We start from the raw sequence: 18,795 nt of genomic DNA, 5'->3' as shown, positions 1-18,795 counted from the left end.
ACAGGACGTTTTATCTTCTCAAAGTAATTTTCCTTTATTCTTTTTTCTGCTTTCTCCAAGCCAATACCACAGCTACGACGATTGCCAGCAACAGGATTCCCAGTGCCACAAAAGCAATCGTTTCCGTCACATGCAGTGATTTCGGGTCGAACGTAAATTCTACGACATGCTTTCCTGCCGGTACGTTCATCGCACGCAGAATGTAATCAGCACGACCGTGAGGCACTTCGTTTCCATCAATGAACGAACGCCAGCCCGGATAATAGATTTCGGCAAAGACCACGGTTCCTCCTTTCGGTGAATTGACTTCATATTTCAAAGCATTCGGCTCATAATTCGTCAAGACAATCGAATTCAAACTATCGGCTTCCGCAGACGCCTTCACCTCATTCTGGAACTTCTTGTCGACCACGGCCACCTTTGCCGGATTGACGTGATGCAAGGCCTCTATTTCCTCATTGGCATTGTTCACGTATTGCACCTTCTCCACAAACCAAGCATTGCCTAACGCATGCGGATTGAATACCGGAATGGTCTTGCCCTGCTGCAACGGGATGATGAAATAACGCGTGTTCAGCATGTTCAGCACCGGTGTCAGCGTATCGCCCACCTGACTCAAATCGGCATTTACAGCCGGCAACGTCTTAAATAAAGAAGTAATCTCACCTTGGATATGTTCGTCAATCATCTCCTGATAACGACGAAGCTTGGCGGCATGATATCCACCGATACTCTTGTGCCAGTAGGCCGTATTGTTTTCATTGAACGTATTGACGGACAAGTTCAGCACACGATAGTCCAGCGATTTGTCTTGCAGAACCTCCCGGTCAGTTTCCGACGGTTCCAAGAAAGGCTGCATCTCCGTGCCTTTTGCTACGAACTGCTCATCGTACAGATAGCGCTTGTTGACACTCCACATATCGACCAAACACAACAAAGCCAGCAGACCCACCAGGAGTTTGGCTTTCAACTTCCCGGCGCAATATGCCCACAACAGCACTGCTCCTATCAATACCACAAAGAAACTGCGCCATGCGTCGGACGTAAAGATGGATTTACGCACCTCTTCCAGATTAACCAGAATCGGAGCCAGCTGGTCGGCCGGAATGGCATTCTGCAACGCGTTCATTTCGGCAGAAGAGACATACGACGGGAAGAAGAAGCTCGGTGCCAATGCAAACAGCAAAGACAGGCCACCCGTCAACACAAAAGTGATGTAAAAGGCTTTGCGCGATTCATTCCACAATTGCGGACGCTCTACCACTTCTTTCAATGCCATAATGGCCAGCAAAGGAATGGTAAACTCTGCAATGACCAGAATAGAAGATACCGCACGGAACTTGCTGTACATCGGGATATAGTCGATAAAGAAATCTGTCAGCCCCATGAAGTTATGCCCCCAGGAGAGCAAGATGGAGAACGCGGTACCGACTACCAATGCCCATTTCATCGGACCCTTCACAATAAACAGTCCCAGAATGAAAAGAAACATCACGAAAGCACCTACATACACCGGTCCGGAAGTACCGGGCTGTTCACCCCAATATTGCCCCAGCTGGCTATACAGCCCCATATAATTCGGGTCGGCCTTCTCCATGGCCTTTTCATTGTTTGCCAACGGTACAGAAGCACCTCCTTTCACATTGGGTACCAGCAAGGAAAAAGTTTCCCCGATTCCATAACTCCACTGGGTGATATAGCTTCGTTCCAGTCCGCTGCTGGTCTGGTCCGAAGTATTTTCTTTTACCAGTTCGCTCTTGCCACGCATGGTCTCCTTGCTGTATTCATACGTGTGATACAGGTTCGACAAGTTCACGCAGACCCCTACCAGACCAGCCACAATCAAGACTCCAGTAGCTTTGATAAACTGAGGCATCTTTTTTTCCCGCCATGCCATCACACCGTAGGCAATCGCCATAAACAGCATGACAAACAAGAAGTAATAACTCATCTGCGGATGGTTGGCCATAATCTGAAGCGCGACAAACAAAGCGGTCACGATACTTCCCGCCAGCAGTTTCCCCCGATAAGCCAGTACCATACCGGCAATCGTGGGCGGGATATAAGCCAAAGCCACAAACTTCCAGATATGTCCGGCGGCAATGATGATGAAGAAATAAGACGAGAAGGCCCAGAGAATAGCCCCCAGTGCCGACATCCACACCTTGAAATCAAAAGCCCGCAACAGGATATAAAAGCCCAGCAGCATTACAAACACATACCACACGTAAGTCGGCAAAAAGAGGTGATACACCTTCTGAATCCAGCTCAACGTATCGGTCGAGTCGTAACTGGGCGACATCTGATAGGTAGGCATACCGCCAAAGATAGAATTGGTCCACCGGGTCCGCTCACCTGTCTTCTCCAAGTATTCACTCATCTCACGTCCCGAACCGATACCGGCCACGGCATCGTGCTGTGCCAGAATGCGTCCTTCGGTCACTGCCGGAAAGAAATAAGCAAACGAAATGATAGCAAAAAGAACGATGACTACCACGTCGGGCAGTAGTTTCTTGAACAAGTTCATATTATTCATAATTAATGTTTTCGGCAGGCAAAGATAACATAATACTGCCTGAAAAGTCGTAAATTTGCCCTGAAAATCTTTTTTAACGCATGAAAATAGGAATCATCACCGCCATGGCTTCCGAACAGAAGCAACTGGCCAACCAACTCGAGAACAAGACTGAACGTAAAGAGGGCCCCTTCACCTACATCGAAGGCTCCATCAAGCACAATACCATCATTCTGATGCAATGCGGCATCGGGAAAGTCAATGCTGCCGCAGGTACCGTGGAACTCATCCGCACCTTCCAGCCCGACTGCATCATCAGCACCGGAGTGGCAGGAGGAATCGACAGCTGCCTGAAAATAATGGATGTGGTAGTCAGCCAGCAAATCGTGTACCACGACGTATGGTGCGGCGAAGGCAATGCCTACGGACAGATACAAGGTCTCCCGACGTTCTTCCAAGGCAACGAAACGCTCTATCAGTGTGCGCTCTCACTGGATACGGAAACAGCCATTCACGGAGGTCTTATCTGCACGGGCGACAAGTTCATCACCGACCGCAGCGAACTGGACGAAATCAAGCATAACTTCCCTGAGGGACTGGCTGTCGATATGGAATCGGCTTCCATCGCCCAAGTATGCTACCTCTATCAGGTGCCTTTCATCAGCTTCCGCATCATCAGTGACACTCCGGGAGCCGACAAGCATTTTGAACAGTACCTGAACTTTTGGGGGGAAATGGCCGACCGCTCCTTCCATGTGACCGAGACTTTCTTGAAAGCATTACCCAACAAACTATAACGAATCATGAAAAAGATACCAAGCTTTACCGTAGACCATATTCATCTGAAACGTGGCATTTTCGTATCCCGTAAAGATGAAGTCGGAAATGAAATGGTCACCACTTTCGATATCCGCATGAAAGAGCCGAACCGTGAACCGGCGTTAGGCCCTGCGGCCATCCATACCATCGAACACCTGGCTGCCACTTTCCTACGCAACCATCCGGTATGGGCCGATAAAATCATCTATTGGGGCCCGATGGGCTGCCTCACCGGAAACTACCTGGTAGTGAAAGGTGACCTGCAATCCAAAGACATTGCACCGCTGATGAACGAAACCTTCCGCTTCATTGCCGACTATGAAGGCGAAGTGCCGGGGGCCACTCCCAAAGATTGCGGCAACTATCTTATGATGAACTTGCCCATGGCGAAATGGGAAGCTGCCAAGTTCCTGCACGAAGTGCTGGAACAGCTCACCGAAGAAAACCTGAACTATCCGGCTTCCCTGTAAAATCATACTCCCTGCCCCAAAAGCCACGCACAGAGCATCTCCTGAGGGCAGGTCCAGAAAACAAAAAGCCCGGCCAGGCGCCTTTCAGACAGCCTGCCGGTGCTCTGCCAGTACTTCCTAAGCAGTACCGTAGTACTTCCTCGGCAGTACTCCAGTACTTTCAGGGGAGTACTGCAGTACTGCCTAAGGAGGATTATTCAGCTTTCAATACCACTTCCGTTCCTTTCAAAAGCGGAGAAGTCAGTTTGACCCGAATCTCTCCTTTCTGTCCTGTAGTTTGGATATAAGCCAGCAAACGGCCGTGATAAGCCCGATGACGGTTATCCGTATAATCACTCATGTCACTGTTATCTGAGCCTTCCAATCCTAAAAGACGAGCGGGACCCTCAATTTCACAAGTCACTTCGTTGTCTCCCAATTTCACCACAGTGCCCTGCTCATCGACCACTTCAATCGTAACATGAGCCGTAGCTTTTTCCGGCGACAACACGTCCTTATCTACCGTAGCCCGCAGCGCGTATGGACGTCCCGAAGTCTTTATTGTATAGGTAGAAAGCACTTTTCCGCTTTCATCACAACCTTCGGCACGAAGTTCTCCATCCTGATAAGGAATGTCCCAGTAGATGATTCCGCTCTTGTCATCGTAAGGCTTCATCGGTCCGACTTCCTTTCCGTCGAGCAACAGGCGTGCCTGTGGTGCGTTGGTATAACATACCACCCGAATCAGCTGGCCCGAAGCATAGTTCCAGCTGTCCCAAGCATCCATGGAAAGCCAACTGTGTCCCGGTTTCACCGGATAAGTACCGATGTATGTCATCGGTTTATCGCTCCACAACGAAGCCCGGAAATAACCACGCGGCTTCGCAAAACTGCCGAAGTCCAGCAAACCTGTATACAATCCACGGGACGGCCATCTTCCGGCTTCACCCAGATAATCAGTACCCGTCCAAAGGAACTGTCCGAAAATGAAATCATTGTCACGAACGGCATGCCAAGCCTCAATGCCTACTCCTGTTTCACTTCCGTAAATGATACGCTTCGGGTAAGTTTTGTGGTCTTCTGCATAACGGTCTTCCGTATAATTATATCCTACCACGTCTACCGCTTCCGGATAAGCCGTCTGGTTGGACATGATCACACCGGCCAATGCTCCCGTAACCGGGCGTGAAGTATCTACGGCTCGCACACAAGCCGCCAGTTTCTGGGCAATCACCCCAATCCGCATGGCATCAGGGGCATCGGGCTTGTAACCTCCGAACATCGGCTGGTTAATCTTTGCTCCATCCAATATCGGATGAGAATAAGGGTCATTGGGATAATCCACCTCGTTTCCGATACTCCACAAAAAGACAGACGGATGATTCCGGTCGCGACGTACCATATCCGTCACATCCTGTTCAATCCATTCTTCAAAGAAGTCGAAAGAACCGTCATAACTGGGTTCTCCCACATTCCATCCTTGAATCCATTTACGTTTCGGAAATTCCCATTCATCGGAAGCCTCATCCATGACCAGAAATCCCATGCGGTCACATAAATCATACAGCACCGGAGCCTGCGGATTGTGGCTCATACGGATGGCATTCGCTCCGATTGCTTTCAAGTTCTTCAAACGTCTTTCCCAAACCTCCGGCGGTACGACTGCACCCAGCACTCCGGCATCATGATGCAGACACACCCCTTTCACCTTCATCCACTGTCCGTTCAATGCGAATCCCTTGTTGGCATCAAACTGAAGTGTACGCAGACCTACAGAACTAACAGCACCATCCATCCGCTTTCCATCGCAATACAGCTCAGCCTTCAATGTATAAAGATAAGGATCATTCAGGTTCCAACGGTGCGGCTTCTTCACCTTCAACGAAAGGGTTTGCTTGGAAAGTCCCGCTTCATGACCAGCCACACTTTTCTGGCTCTCTGCTACGAGCTTTCCATCCGCATCATACAAGGCAGCTTTAACCTCGAGTTTTCCCTCAGCCTTTACGTGCTTTTCGACTTCCAGTTCTACTGAAACGACAGCCTGCTTGTCGGTAATCGAAGTTGCATGCCAGCCTAATCCCCATTGTGCCAAATGAATCTCCGGTGCCGCTACCATCCATACATCCCGGTAAATACCCGAACCCGTATACCAGCGGGAATCTGCATACCGGCTATGGTCTACACGCACGGCCAGCACATTGTCGCCTTCTTTCAAATACGGAGTCATGTCGTACATAAAAGAAATGTAACCGTTGGGACGCTTACCCAGGAGATGTCCGTTCAAATACACCTCACTCCGGTTATACACACCTTCAAAATAGATATAATGACGTGCGGCCTCATCAGTCAGCTGAAAATGTTTCCGGTACCAGCCTATTCCTCCCGGCAGATAACCCGTACAACTTGCCAGCGAAGGTGAAAGCTGTCCCTCGATAGACCAGTCGTGTGGCAAGTCCAGCTGCCGCCATTTGCTGTCATCATACGAAACAGATGCACTCAGGCTATCATCCGAGAGACTGAACAACCAGCCATCGTTAAATTTTTTTGCCTCTCCGAAAGAGACTTGGGCATGCATCGACATACAAGAAAACAGCCCTAATAACACTATCCAAAACGCCTTATTCTTCATCTTCAATTTATTGGTTCCTATTTGAATTCATACACTACAGTAGTCACGCTTTCCGCATCCAACACCACGGGGTCTCCCTGCTGTACAACTTTCTCAACCAGTTGCTTGGTGCCCGAAGTGGTATACGTCTTGATGGTTTTCGGTTCTCCGCCCCAATTCTGACGTGTTTCGTTCAAACGAATGCCCTTGCTCGACAGATTCGTGTACACCGCTACAATGCAATCCTGCTGCGGTGACATCCAGGCAGAGCCGAAGAAACTCATCGACTCATTTAATGTCATAGAAATCCGATGGTATCCAGGACGGATAAAACGACTGTAATTACCCAATACCCATAAAGTTGAAGTCGCATTGAAGCTTCCTTCCTCTTCCAGGTTATCTATGCTTTCCTTGTCTCCGGCCCAACCTTTAGGGGTCAATGCCACCAACAAGAAACGGTTCTTCTGTCCCCATCTGGACACATCCATCGCTACCCAATAATTCCAGGAAGTAACGTTAGCCACCGTCAGGTCGTTATGAATGACTTTCGACATATACAAAGCGATATCCATTTCTGAAGCGGCATCATATCCGACAAATTCCGACGAGCTATAATTATCGCCCAGCATACTCCATTCGCTTTGCCACACATCTACCCCATACTGTTCGGCAGCCTGTGCCAATTTTTTACGAACGTCACGCATTCCATCCCACGTGCCATCTGTCCAATAACTATGTCCACAAATCAACTTCTCCACATGCGACAAATCGCCCACATAGGCAGGAGATGAAGAAGAAAAAAAGGCCGAAAGTACATTACTGCGGTTCGCATCATCCTTCACCTTGTAAAGATACTCCCAATCTCCGGACTCTCCTAATAAAATATTGGTAGAAAGCCCCTTTTGAGTCAGCTGTGCATCAAGTTCCCGAGCCAGTTTAGCCACTTCCTCATTTTTCCAGCCACTACCTTCCTGACCATTTCCATCCCAATTATACTGCGGTTCATTCACCGGAGAGATATGGCTGACCGGATATCCTTCATCCACATAATGTTTAGCGACCTCCGCCATATAAGAAGCAAAATCATCATAGCACTCTGATTTCAGGTTCGCACTGCCTCCATTTTGGGAAAATCCCTTTCCGTTCAAGGTGTACTTTACCGGAGGAGTATTACTGAACAGCACAAAATCATTCACTCCAAATTCTTTGGCCCGGCTCATGAAATATCGCTGCCCCTCACAACGCGTCCAATCTAACGACAAGTTATCCGTCAGATAAGACTCCGCACGTCGCGACTTGTCTACAATACCACTTCCATCGCCTTGTTCTGCGCTTCCACCGCCTAAATTCACCCGCCACATGGAGAGTCCGATTCCTTTTGGCTGTCCATCCACAATTTCCGAGGAGAACAAAAGTTCAGAAATACGGTCACGGCTACTTGTCCAATATTTACCAATATACGCAGGTGTCCAACAGTCGGATGCACCAAAACCGACCATTGTCTGAAAAGCCTGTCCCGCATCAATCGTTACATTTTTTTCCACACTGACTATTTCTTCCTGATTTTCTCCAGGATTTTCGGGAGTGTTATCGCTGCATGCGGCCAAACTCAAAACGCCCAATATGATTGCATATTTTTTCATCACTACAAAATTTTAAATAAAAATGCCATCCAGAAGAACTTAAGACATTCCTCTGAATGGCATAATCAATTCATCTTTTTACCCTATTAGTTCCAATTCGGGTTCTGTTCAATAGAACCATTAGACATCGTTACCTCATACAAAGGTATCGGGAAAAGAAGGTCACGGTCTTCGCGGAATGATTTTCCTTTGTCGCTTGCTTCACCCTGATTATCCCATTCCATTGCATCACGGGTAGCAGGGTCTGTGTTCCATTTTACAAATGAACCATTTTCACCCATCAAGTTGGCGATTACCGGTTTGCCATTGTCGTCTTTCCAGCGGCGGATATCATACAAACGGTTCTGTTCAAAAGCCAGTTCCAGACGACGTTCATTACGGATGGCATGACGAAGGTCATTACCAGTCACAGTCACAGAAGCCAGACCTGCACGATTACGTACACGGTTCAGCGCAACCTGTGCATGTGTATCATCTCCCAATTCGTTGCAAGCTTCCGCATACATCAGCAATACATCCGCATAACGCAAGATACGATGATTCAGCGGGCTCTTATCAGTATTATACACTTCTGGACGGTCATCCAATGGAAGATAATATTTACGGATGATACGAGCTGATTTATGACCCGAAGGATCAATTACCAAGCAATTTTCCGGCAGATTATATCTTTCCACATAATCCTTATAATTGGCAATGTCCTGATTATCCTTCAAGATTTTCTCAAAGTTCTCGGCTGTTTCTCCTTTGATTTCCGTACATCCAGTTTTGATAATTGTCCATTCACGACGTACATCATCTTCACTATAAGCAGCTTCCAAGTTGGCAGAAGGCTGGCACCATGCCCATCCGTCTCCCAATGCGGCACCACAGCTACGGGCACCTGTCACCGTTGAAAGAGAACCTCCTAATGCCAATGTAGGATGATATTCATATTGCACTTCGAAAAGGCTTTCCACACTGTTGTCATAGTTCTTGTTCCATACATTTCCAAAGTCAGGAAGCAAATCATATTCGGTAGTCTGTGCATCTTCTCCTGTATAACCAGATTCCGGAATCAGTTTCTGCAACACATCACGAGCTTCTGTCCACTTTTCCTGATACAGATAAACCTTACCCAGCAAACCCAATGCAGCTCCACTGGTAGCACGTCCCATGTCCGCATCGGCATATTCACTACGTTTAGGCAATACTTCGGCAGCAGCCTTCAAATCTTCTTCAATAAACTTATAAGTATCTTCCAACGAAGCACGAGTAATGCCCTGAATTTCTTCCGGCATCTTGAACTCTGTAATCAGAGGAACTCCTCCGAAGTTTCTAGCCAGTTCAAAATAGAAATATCCACGCAGGAAACGAGCCTCTGCCACTAAACGGTTCTGAAGTTCTTTATCTTCCAGACCTGCATTTCCGATGCGGTCGATAGCCACATTGCAACGCAGGATACCTTTATAACGATACTGCCAGAAGTTAGAAATCGGACCATTGCTTGCTCCATTACCTTGGTAATGAGCCAATGAGATATAGTCACTCTGACTCTGTGTGGTATTTCCCATCCACGCATCATCACTACACATCTCAGACAAAAGCCATACCGTATTGATGTTCCACCATCCGCCACAGGTAATATCCTGGTAGCAGCCGGTAATATAGGACTCGCACTCATCGGCTGTAGTGAAATAAGTGTCGAGGTTCTGCTGTCCACGCACCTCTTCCGTCAGGAAGTCTTCGCAAGAAGTAAAGGCCAGCGAGGAAAACAATGTTAATATTGCTAATAGCTGTTTCATAGTTATTCAAGAATTAAAATTTAAAGTCTATACCAAACAAGAATGTACGCGGGTTCGGATAAGCAATGTTATCGATACCTGTTTCAATTACACTACCATCCAGCATCGGACGTTCCGGGTCCATACCTGAATAACCGGTAATCGTAAACGGATTCTGTGCAGAGAATGAAATACGCAAGTTTGCACCTCCTACCCATTGTTTAGGCAAGGTATATCCAATCTGCAACAATTTACAACGCAAATAAGAGCCATCTTCCACATAGAAGCTAGACACACGCTGATAGTTCAGGTTCAGGTCGTTATAAGACAAGCGAGGAATGTCGTTGCTTGTTCCTTCACCATCCCATGCCTTATTCAGTGTGCCGGCCCATACATTCTGACCGTTGGCACCAGAATAATATCCTTTTGTCGTATTAAAGATATCATTTCCCACAGTACCATAGAAGTTGGCGGCAAAATCAATGTTCTTATACGTAAATCCCAGGTTCAAACCAATCATCAGGTCCGGATAAGGGTTACCGATGAAAGTCTTGTCGCTGGCATCCAAAGTACCATCGTGATTCAAGTCCTTGAAACGGATATCTCCAGGCTGAGCATTAGGCTGAATCAGATTTCCGTGTTCGTCGGTATGCGCATAAACTTCTTCCCAGTTCTGGAACAGTCCGTCTGCCACATAACCATAGAAACGAGAAATCAGACCTCCATCCTCGTTGCTGATAATCTGGTCACTGTTGAATCCACCGGTATAAATCGGTCCATCACCAGAGAACTTGATGGCTTTATTACGTACAGAAGACAAGTTCAAACCGATGTTATAAGAGAAATCACCCTTCTGATCACGCCAGTCCAAACCTAATTCCCATCCGTATGCCTTCATGCTACCTACGTTCATCCATACTGTACTGTTCCAGTTCGGATAACCGATTGCGAAGATATTCTGTTTTTCATACAGCATGTCCTTTGACTTCTTCTGGAAATATTCAAAAGTCACGCCCAAACGAGATTCAAGGAATGACATATCCAATCCCACGTTCCAGTCTTCCACGGTTTCCCATTTCAGCTGATTATTACCTACGGTAGAAATAAAGTAACCGTTTGCCAATGTACTTGTCTTACCAAAATAATACTGTGTCTGGTCCAACAAAGTCAGAGTGGCATTGTTGTCAATGTTCTGGTTACCTACACGACCCCAACCTCCACGGACTTTCAAGTCACTGAAGATTGACTGGTTTTGCATAAATTCCTCACTGATTACACGCCAAGAAGCAGAAACAGATGGGAACAACGCATATTTATTTCCTGCAGGGAAACGAGATGAACCATCCGCACGTAACGAAGCAGAAATATAATAACGGTTAGCGTAGTTATACATCACACGTCCCAGGAAAGAAACCATGGAGTTGAAAGTAGTTTCACCATAAGCCTCTGCATTGTCTGCATTACCGGCATTTACTTCCTGCATCTGATCGATGTTGCTCGGCAAATCACGACGTAAAGCTTTCGTGTTATACCATGCATAACGTTCTGCAGTGAAACCTCCCATGACATTCAAGTTATGCTTTTCAGCAAAAGTGTCGGCATAAGTAATGGTGTTTGTCCAGTTCCAGTCTAACCATTCCTGTGACTGACGAGAAATTTCATTCAAATCGGTCTTTTCCAGTGGGTCCAAGCTAAATTCCGGTGTAAAGCTGTCTGAACGACGGAAATGTGCATTGGTACCAAACTGTGTACGCAAAGTCAGTTTCTGGATAGGGTTAATCTGCAAATAAGCATTCAAGAGTGCACCCATCTCACGTGAATGACTGTTGGAACGGGCAATAGAACCTGCCGGGTTCCAAGTCTGGTTGTTATAAGAACGCTGGTAATTGTTGTATTCATTATCTACCCATTCTGATTCCGGTTTGAATACAGGAGTAGTAGGGTCCATTGACATGGCAGATGAGAACTGATTCGGTGTATCGTCCCATGATTCCATACGAGGCGCAATGTCCACACCCATCTTTACATACTTATTAAAGGTATATTCGGTGTTCAAACGTACGTTAATCTTATCCCAATAACCTACATCAAACTGAGAGTTGTTACGGTAATAACCCAAGCTGAAGTTATATACCAGCTTGTCTGTACCTCCAGCCACACTCAAAGCATAGTTCTGAACCAAGGCAGTCTTGTTGACCACTGTATCCCACCAGTCTGTTCCGCCCGGATTGGTAGTAGCTCCCGTATCGTTCCAGTTGGAAGTAGAGCCATCGTTCGTATAACGTTTGTTATATACTTCTTTATATTCAGCGGCATCTGCCATATCCGGTTTCGCAATGGTCTGGAAACCTACAGAAGCACTAAAGTTCACATTTGCCTTACCAGATTTACCTTTTTTCGTAGTAATCAAGATAACACCGTTAGAGGCACGAGTACCATAAATAGCAGCTGCAGAAGCATCCTTCAATACTTCCATTGATTCAATATCATTGCTGTTCAAGAAATTGATGTTATCACCAACCGGCATACCGTCCACTACATAAAGCGGATTACTACCGTTGACAGTAGTGACACCACGAATCAAGACCTTCGGAGTAGTACCCGGTCCACCACCGCTGGCTACTTGCACACCATTGATTTTTCCTTGCAAGGCATCCATGGCATTACCCGTTACAGACTGCGTGATTTCTTCTCCTTTTACAGTAGAAATGGAGCTGGTCAAGTCACTTTTCTTTACAGTACCGTAACCGATTACGACTACTTCATCCAACAACTCGGTAGCTTCTTTCAATACGACATTAATGACTGTCTTTCCATTTACAGGGATTTCCTGTGTGTCATATCCAATAGAAGAAAAGACCAGTACGGCATTTGAAGAGACGTTCGTCAACGTATAGTCACCATCCAATCCGGTAATCGTTCCATTTCCTGTACCTTTGATCTGCACGGTGGCACCAATCATAGGTTCCTTGTCGGAAGCTGAAGTTACCGTTCCTTTCACAGTAAGTGTCTGTGCATAGCCACACAACGAGAGCAGCATCAGACATACAATTAAAAATTGTTTCTTCATGTTTTATGATTATTGGTTAATTAATTAGCAGGGACAATTTTACCTCTACCCAGATGGGCATCAAACTCAAAGCGATAATTTCCTCCTTTGGTGATAACCGGCTTCATCCAGTTGTCCTGTACGGAAGAACCATCCGACCATTTTTGGTTGGTACCTTCCCAGTTCGGATTCACATCATTTTTCTTGCTAAAATATCCAAACTTCTCAATGTCCGTAGAATTATCACAACGCCATTCTACATGGTCCCACCAACCACTTGGGTGATAATTGGAAATAATGAAGTTCAGTTCTTCACCTGATTCCAAAGACCAAGTAGCACCTGCAGCCGGATAATAGAACAAATGAGGATTATTGGCATCTTGGACAAACAGATGTTCGCCTGCGTCCTGAGGAGAACCACCCCATCCTATATAGAAGTTGATGAACTCAGTACCATTCTCCCATACATCGAAACAAGGCTGTCCATATTCATAGTTGATAGGGTCGGTAGCCTCATTGACAGAATAAGTCTTTATAGTATACGTAGACTGTTTTACATTTATATCAATCTCATAATATAATTAGGAGTATCCAGTACAATCGGCTTTGCTGTTTCCGGATCATCAGTCAGTTTATTGGAATCTTCAGGATCCAATCCGAAACAAATCGGAGTAAAGCTGGTCTTTTGTGGAAGGAAGAAAATCTCTGTACCTGCAGCTTTGTTGTAATAACGAGCTTTATATTGATATTCCCCAGTATGATTGATAACCATAGGCACACCAAATACATCACTGTTCAGCTCTTCATCCGTTTTTACGTCTGCCAAATACATTTTTTCAAAGTCAGGCATTTCTGAAACCGTCACATTGCAAGTAGAAGTCACGCTGTTTCCTACCGCATCATAAGCTGTCAGATTAATCGTATAAGTTTGACTTTCATTAGGAAAGACTATAGCCTCTTTAAAAGTCAAAGAAGCTTTTCCTTCCGCGCTCACCGTACGAGTTTCAAAACCACTCAGTTCAGGAATCTCAATGGTTACATAATCCAACTTTCTATCATCAGTAGCAGTGAAGTTCAAAGTATACTGAGGATTCCGGTCAGCCTTCATCAAAACGGTGATAGTCTTGTCTGGAGCCACTGCAAATACGGGATTCTCAAAATCTCCGTCCATTGTAATCAACACATCTTGTGAAGTCTCACGTCCACCGACATCTATAACGGTTACCTTTACCGTAAACTGTTCACCGACTTCATCTTTTGCCAGACTGAATTTATAGCTCAAATCGTAAGAGGTTTGAGGAGCCCCATAAATATCAATCAAATCAATGGTCTTGTTCAGATACAAATCTGCACATTCCAATTTAATTGCAGAAATACCGTCTGCATCCGTAAGCGTTCCTTCAATCGTGAAGTCATGTCCGGCACCACTCTGAATATGGTCAGCTTTTAATACTGCAACAGGTGCTTCCCCATCCACATCCGCATACTTATTATCATCACTACAACCTGTTACAAAGACCCCTGTGGCAAAAAGCACACAGAGCAAAGAAACTTTCAAGAATCTTGTCCTCATAATTATTAGCATTTATGATTAAACATTATTTTTTCGAGTGCGAAAATACTTATTACCTTAAATTTAATATAAAACCTATCGTGCAATGAGCGACCACAAATCGCTCATTGCACGATTTACATACTGTTAATTCCACAAATATTCGTATTTTTGAAACGATAAAAAATCTATGATATGAGAACTTGTTTTACCTTACTTTTACTCCTGCAATTCCTTGTTATCCAAGCACAACCCTACACCATAAAAAAGTTAGGACTGGAGAAAAAGCTCTCCAACAGCTATGTCATCGACATCGCGGAAGACAAAAACGGTTATCTCTGGTTTGCCACCGAAGAAGGACTGAACAAATTGGAGGGAAATTCCTTCACCTCATTCTACAAAAAAGAAGAAAGGAGTTCACTCAACTTGACGGGCAATGAACTAAATTGTCTGTTGGACGACCCCAAAGAACCCATTCTATGGATTGCCACCCAACGGGCAGGGTTAAATGCATTCAACTATAAGACATGCCAGCAGATTGTCTTCCAACACAACCCCAAAGACCCAAACAGCATCGCTACCAACGATGTCACCAGCCTGTCGGTAGCAGCCGATGGAAATTTATGGATAACCACGTACTGGAGAGGTATCGACTATCTGGATAAAGCTACCGGAAAATTCACACATTATAATCAGGGTACTGTCCCCGGACTCCCAAGTAATACGGTCTGGGCAGTAGCAGACGACCACAAAGGAAACTTATATATCGGACACGCACAGCATGGAATGAGTATCCTTTCCATCAAGGACAAAAGAATCAGGAACTTTACGTACGACAAACAAGACATCCACACCCTCCCAAGCAACAACGTACAATGCATTTTCAAAGACAATACAGGCAACATCTGGATTGGCACAGAAAAGGGACTGGCACTTTATAAACCTGAAACGGAAGACTTCATCCGGATTGGAGAAAAAGGCTCACCTCTTTCCCACCGCATTTACGACATCCAGCAATTCAATGAACACGAGCTGTGGGTGGCTACGGAATTTGGCGGCATCGCCATTATTGACCTGTCCAAAAGCATGTTCAACACAGCCGAAGAGGTCCACTTCATTCAGGCAGGAGACAATGAATACAACCTTAATAATTCGACCGTACGTTGCCTGTTTCAAGATTCCCACCAGAACATCTGGGCCGGCACATGGGGAGGAGGAGTGAACTTTCTCAGTCCCAATGCAGCCTTGTTCAAATCGTTCAGCTATTCCCCCAACTCTCCGGGAAGCAATTTAAATGCCCATATCGCCAGTGCTGTCTGCATTGACAAACAAGGCATTTTATGGGTGGGCACAGACGGAGGAGGCATCAACGTACTGGAAAACGGACAAAGAATAGCGACTTATACCGAAAACAGTGGAAACCTTAGTGGAAACTCCATACAGGCCGCATTGTGTGACCAGAAAGGCAACCTTTGGTTCGGCATCTTTTATGGAGGTATCATGTTCTATGATAAGCATACTAAAAACTTCCGGCAAATCTTTCCCAAGGAACAGGCTACCTATGACGTGCGGTCACTCTTTGAGGATAAGGAAGGCATCATCTGGGTAGGTACGAGCGAAGGGGTTTTTCAGATAGACAGAAACTCCCAAAAGATTCTCCATCACATCAATATGCCCGACAATCTGGTACGCTCAGTCATCAAAGACTCCAAAGGGCAAATATGGGTAGGAAGTTTTGGAAGTGGAATTTTTCTTTATTCTCCCAATTGGAAACAATTAAAGGAGTTCAACACTTTCAGAGGATTCCCATCCAATACCATCAACCAGCTTTTTGAAGATTCTCAGGGAACGATATGGGCAGCCACAGGAGAAGGTCTGGTACAAATATCCAACCAGTCCCCCTGGAAATATAAAATTTTCCAACGCAATGAAGGACTGACCAACACCTTTATCTGGGCCATCACAGAGGATGACGACAAAAATATCTGGTTCAGTACCAACCAAGGAATCAGCTGTTTATCAAAAGACAGACAGAACATCTACAATTACGATTACAGGGACAATATCCCCATGGCCAGTTTTATGGGTAGAAGTGTTTGCAAAGATAAAAACCATACTCTCTACTTCGGTTCGACCAACGGATTGTGCTATTTTACCCCCAGCCAGATTCTGGATAAAAAACAATCTCCCAAAGCCGTTATCGGAAAAATAACGATATATGAACCGCTGACCTCGGAAAACAGCAATGAAACGGAAATCCCCCTGATTAACCAAGAGAGTATACAGCTGAAATTTTTGCAGAACAATTTCAATATTTCCTTCCACATACAGGATTATTCCTTGAACGAAAGAGTGGAATATGCCTATATGCTGAAGGGGCTTGAAAACGCGTGGTACACAGTGAAAGACCCGCACAACGTGACTTTCCGCAATCTGCCGCCGGGGAAATATGAGTTCCAGGTAAAAACCCGCATCCGGAACCAAGAATGGTCCAACGATATCTCAAAAGTGGAAATCGTCATCGCTCCTCCCCTCTGGCTCTCCTGGTGGGCAAAAATTCTTTACGTACTTGGAGGTATCGGAATCCTCATCGGCGGACTGTGGGCTTATAAACGCAAACTGAACCTGGAGTATCTGTATGAGTCTGAAAAGATGAGTCACGAACAGGAACAGAGATTGAATGACGAACGGTTGAGGTTCTTCACCAACATTACACACGAATTACGTACGCCGCTTACCTTGATTCTAGGACCACTGGAAGACATGGTGAAAAACAGCAGCCTTTCTCCCAAAGACCATCACCGGATTTCGGTTATCCACCAAAGTGCTGTCCGCCTGCTGAATCTGATTAACCAGATACTGGATTTCCGGAAAACGGAGACTCAGAACAAGAAACTGTGTGTCACAAAAGGGAATCTGACCAGCGCGGTCTATGAAACCGGACTGAAATACAAGGAGTTGAACAACAATCCCAACATACAGATATTAATAGAGGTGGAAGAAGAGAACATGATTCTGTTTTTCGACAAGGAGGTCATCATGATGATTCTGGACAACCTGATTTCCAATGCCCTGAAATATACTGACAAAGGATATGTACGTGTACGGGCTGAATGGGTCACGGAAAACGACATACGATATGCACAACTTTCCGTGGAAGACACTGGCTATGGTATCGGGAAGGAAGCACTCGACCATATCTTTGAACGCTATTATCAGGAAAGCGGAGAACATCAGGCTTCGGGAACAGGCATCGGACTGGCTCTGGTAAAGAACTTGGTTACCCTGCATGAGGGAGATATCCAAGTGAAAAGCCTCCCTGACATCGGCACGACTTTCTATCTGCGCTTACAGGCCAACAACACTTATCCCAACGCCTTACATGGAGAGGATGTACATACGGACATACAGGAAGCGAAAGAAGAAAACATCGAGAAACTGGAAATGGCAGACAATGCGAAAAATTCACGTCCCATCGTACTGGTGGTGGAAGACAATGCCGACATCCGCGACTATATTGTCGATGCTTTCACGGATTTATATGAAGTGAAAACGGCCTCTAATGGAAAGGAAGGATTGAAAATAGCCACCGACTGTGCCCCCGACATCGTCGTCAGTGACATCATGATGCCTGTAATGAACGGTATCGTGATGTGCCAGAAGCTGAAAACGGATATCCGTACCAGTCACATCCCGGTCATCCTCCTCACGGCAAAAGACAGCATCACCGACAAGGAAGAAGGGTATCAGGCCGGAGCCGACTCCTACCTCACCAAACCTTTCAGTGCCAGCCTGTTGCAGAGCCGAATCAGCAACCTGCTGGCACAACGGCGATTGCTGTCCGAACGTTTCGCTATCCGGCCGGAGAAGCCACAAAGACAAAGCATGGAGGAAAAGAGGGCCATCATCACGGAATCAATGAACAAACTGGACAAGGAATTTCTGGACAAGATTACCCATATCATAACGGAAAGCCTCTCTGCAGCGGAAAATGTGGATATCACGGTTTTGTCCAACGCATTATGCATGAGCAGTTCCACGCTTTACCGGAAAGTCAAAGCGCTTACAGGGATGTCTACCAATGAATATATCCGGAAAATCAAAATGCAACTAGCTGAGAAATACCTGCTGGAAGGCAAATATACCATCTCCGAAATCGCCTTCAAAGTGGGCATCAACAGCAACGTGTATTTCCGCCAGTGTTTTAAAGAAGAATTCGGCATGTCGGCCTCCGACTATCTGAAGCAGCTGACAGGAGCTTCTATCGAAGATACGACCGAAGAAAAAGAAGGTTGAAATCCATTTCTCACATCCGATAAAAAACGTCTTTACGTTTGATTTGAAACGTAAAGGCGTTTTCCCAGCACGAAAGAACGCATAAAAGAACGGCTGTCTTC

At 45.8% G+C, this 18,795-nt stretch carries 8 protein-coding genes and 1 pseudogene; 3 read left to right on the top strand and 6 right to left on the bottom strand.

Going from position 1 to position 18,795, the window contains the following annotated elements; genetic code table 11:
• Positions 1–34: 34 nt before the first annotated feature.
• The gene (locus BQ7480_RS16730; protein WP_072543734.1) at positions 35–2,527 is read right to left on the bottom strand and encodes a glycosyltransferase family protein; all 2,493 of its coding nucleotides are present in this window, start codon (positions 2,525–2,527) and stop codon (positions 35–37) included.
• An 89-nt stretch (positions 2,528–2,616) separates the two neighbouring features.
• Between BQ7480_RS16730 and BQ7480_RS16725 the strand changes: the two genes are divergently transcribed.
• Complete coding sequence (locus BQ7480_RS16725; protein ID WP_072543733.1) at positions 2,617–3,312, top strand: 5'-methylthioadenosine/adenosylhomocysteine nucleosidase; 696 nt, start codon at positions 2,617–2,619, stop codon at positions 3,310–3,312.
• 6 nt (positions 3,313–3,318) lie between these two features.
• Positions 3,319–3,804 (top strand): S-ribosylhomocysteine lyase, encoded by a 486-nt coding sequence (locus BQ7480_RS16720; RefSeq protein ID WP_072543732.1) that lies wholly within the window; start codon positions 3,319–3,321, stop codon positions 3,802–3,804.
• Between the two features lie 193 nt (positions 3,805–3,997).
• Here BQ7480_RS16720 and BQ7480_RS16715 read toward each other — a convergent pair whose 3' ends face one another.
• The 5 genes and pseudogenes from BQ7480_RS16715 to BQ7480_RS16695 form a co-directional block, all read right to left on the bottom strand.
• On the bottom strand, positions 3,998–6,412 hold the full coding sequence (locus BQ7480_RS16715) for a glycoside hydrolase family 2 TIM barrel-domain containing protein (RefSeq protein ID WP_072543731.1): 2,415 nt from the start codon (positions 6,410–6,412) through the stop codon (positions 3,998–4,000).
• Positions 6,413–6,429: 17 nt separating this feature from the next.
• Positions 6,430–8,034: a glycoside hydrolase gene (locus BQ7480_RS16710; RefSeq protein ID WP_072543730.1), complete on the bottom strand. Its 1,605-nt coding sequence runs from the start codon at positions 8,032–8,034 to the stop codon at positions 6,430–6,432.
• Positions 8,035–8,120: 86 nt separating this feature from the next.
• Positions 8,121–9,818 (bottom strand): RagB/SusD family nutrient uptake outer membrane protein, encoded by a 1,698-nt coding sequence (locus tag BQ7480_RS16705; RefSeq protein ID WP_072543729.1) that lies wholly within the window; start codon positions 9,816–9,818, stop codon positions 8,121–8,123.
• 13 nt (positions 9,819–9,831) lie between these two features.
• Positions 9,832–12,867 carry a SusC/RagA family TonB-linked outer membrane protein gene (locus BQ7480_RS16700; protein ID WP_072543728.1) on the bottom strand — a complete coding sequence of 1,012 codons (3,036 nt, stop codon included), beginning with the start codon at positions 12,865–12,867 and terminating at the stop codon, positions 9,832–9,834.
• Between the two features lie 20 nt (positions 12,868–12,887).
• Positions 12,888–14,419, bottom strand: a pseudogene (locus BQ7480_RS16695) (hypothetical protein).
• A gap of 174 nt (positions 14,420–14,593) precedes the next feature.
• On the opposite strand from BQ7480_RS16695, the gene BQ7480_RS16690 reads away from it, so the two are divergent.
• Positions 14,594–18,694, top strand: coding sequence for a hybrid sensor histidine kinase/response regulator transcription factor (locus BQ7480_RS16690; protein WP_072543727.1), 4,101 nt, complete (start codon positions 14,594–14,596; stop codon positions 18,692–18,694).
• Positions 18,695–18,795: the final 101 nt, after the last annotated feature.

It is taken from the genome of Bacteroides mediterraneensis (genome assembly GCF_900128455.1).
GTDB lineage: Bacteria > Bacteroidota > Bacteroidia > Bacteroidales > Bacteroidaceae > Phocaeicola > Phocaeicola mediterraneensis.
This window is presented reverse-complemented; position numbering and strand designations above follow the sequence as displayed.

Coding starts and splice junctions, on each gene's coding strand:
- BQ7480_RS16730 (WP_072543734.1), bottom strand. CDS start 2,527: ATGAACTTGTTCAAGAAACTACTGCCCGACGTGGTAGTCATCGTTCTT.
- BQ7480_RS16715 (WP_072543731.1), bottom strand. CDS start 6,412: ATGAAGAATAAGGCGTTTTGGATAGTGTTATTAGGGCTGTTTTCTTGT.
- BQ7480_RS16725 (WP_072543733.1), top strand. CDS start 2,617: ATGAAAATAGGAATCATCACCGCCATGGCTTCCGAACAGAAGCAACTG.
- BQ7480_RS16700 (WP_072543728.1), bottom strand. CDS start 12,867: ATGAAGAAACAATTTTTAATTGTATGTCTGATGCTGCTCTCGTTGTGT.
- BQ7480_RS16710 (WP_072543730.1), bottom strand. CDS start 8,034: ATGAAAAAATATGCAATCATATTGGGCGTTTTGAGTTTGGCCGCATGC.
- BQ7480_RS16690 (WP_072543727.1), top strand. CDS start 14,594: ATGAGAACTTGTTTTACCTTACTTTTACTCCTGCAATTCCTTGTTATC.
- BQ7480_RS16720 (WP_072543732.1), top strand. CDS start 3,319: ATGAAAAAGATACCAAGCTTTACCGTAGACCATATTCATCTGAAACGT.
- BQ7480_RS16705 (WP_072543729.1), bottom strand. CDS start 9,818: ATGAAACAGCTATTAGCAATATTAACATTGTTTTCCTCGCTGGCCTTT.